Source organism: Eoetvoesiella caeni, assembly GCF_003315175.1.
GTDB classification, from domain to species: Bacteria; Pseudomonadota; Gammaproteobacteria; order Burkholderiales; family Burkholderiaceae_B; genus Eoetvoesia; species Eoetvoesia caeni.
In genome coordinates this window covers 1-1384 of the sequence record NZ_QNRQ01000044.1, presented here as the reverse complement: position 1 = coordinate 1384, position 1384 = coordinate 1, and the positions used below count along the sequence as shown (strand labels likewise).

The 1384-nt window shown below is 60.9% G+C and carries 2 protein-coding genes; both read left to right on the top strand.

The genetic code is table 11. From position 1 onward, the window contains the following. A partial coding sequence (locus DFR37_RS22695) for a transposase (protein WP_488154024.1) occupies positions 1-975 on the top strand: 975 nt, incomplete at its 5' end. A gap of 2 nt (positions 976-977) precedes the next feature. Next, the coding region (locus tag DFR37_RS22690; RefSeq protein WP_170139997.1) for an ATP-binding protein at positions 978-1384 on the top strand (407 nt) is incomplete at its 3' end.

The window sequence follows — 1384 nt, the reverse complement described above, 5'->3', positions numbered from 1 at the left end:
ACGACGCACTACGTCGTGCTCGATAACCTGAAGGAAGGGGTGCTTGCGCCCGACCTGTACGAGCCCGAACTCAATCCCGTGTACGCCATGGTGCTACGTCATTACGGTGTCGTGGCCGACCCGGCCCGGGTACGCGATCCGAACCGCAAAGGCACGGTCGAGCATGCGATCGGACACACGCAGGCCACGGCCCTTAAAGGTAAGCGATTCGAATCGCTGGAGGAGCAAAATGCCTTTCTGGAGCATTGGGAGACCCGATGGGCCGCGCCGCGCATCCATGGCAGCACGCGTCGTCAGGTCGAGGCGATGTATCAAGAGGAGCGCCCGCATCTGAAGGCCTTGCCGGTCTCGGGGGTGCAGTACTTCAAAGAGGTCCAGCGCACGGTGTGCGATGACACCTGCATTCGGATCGATCACAGCAGTTACGCGGCCCGTCCGGCTCGAATCGGCAGCCGTGTGCTGGTGCGTTTGTTCGACCATTATCTTGAAATCCGTGAGCTCAGAACCCAGGTCCTGATCCGTACCCACGCCCGCGTGGATCGACCTGGCACGGTGGTGCTGCCCGATGAGGAGCGCCTGTTTAATCCTTCGCGCGAGACACGCACGCTGCTGCGCCAGGCCCAGGAAATTGGGGTGGCTGCGCACCAGCTTTGCCAGACCCTGTTCGCCGCAGAGGGCCGTGTCGGCCAGCGCAAGCTCTGGGGCATTGTAGGGTTAGCCAGGCGCTACCCGAGCCGACTGGTCGAGCAGGCCTGCCAGCGGGCGCTGGACGAAGGTATCCAGAGCTATAAGCGCATCAAAGCGCTCACCGAACAGCTGACCACCCAGGCGTTGGAGCAACTGAATACGCCCGCGCAGACCGAGCCCGTCCTGGCCCAGCAGCACCGTCTTATCCGGGACGGCCAAGACTATGCCGACCTGTTTACCCTGGGCGCCCAGCAAAGCGCCAGCCTGCCCTTGTTCAATGAGGATTAAAAATGACCATGACCATGACTGAGATTGACCGGACCCTGCGCGAATTGCGCTTATCGGGCATTAGCGCCACGTTGGAGACCCGGATTGTGCAGGCCCAGGCCTGCGAACAGTCCTTTATCGAGACCTTCTCGCTCATCTTGCAAGATGAGCTGGACCGGCGCCGTTCCCGACTGATCGACCGACGCTACGCCAAATCCGGCTTGGATGAACGCGTGACATTGAACGACTTTGACTGGCGTTTTAATCCCAAGCTGCCCCGCCAGGCAAGCTTCGAGTTACTGACGCTCAAGTTCATAGCCGAAGGCGCCAACGCTTTGTTGATCGGCAAGCCGGGCACAGGAAAAAGCCATATTGCCAAGGCCGTAGCCTATCAGGCCACGCTGCAGGGCCACCAGGTCCGGTATCTTGA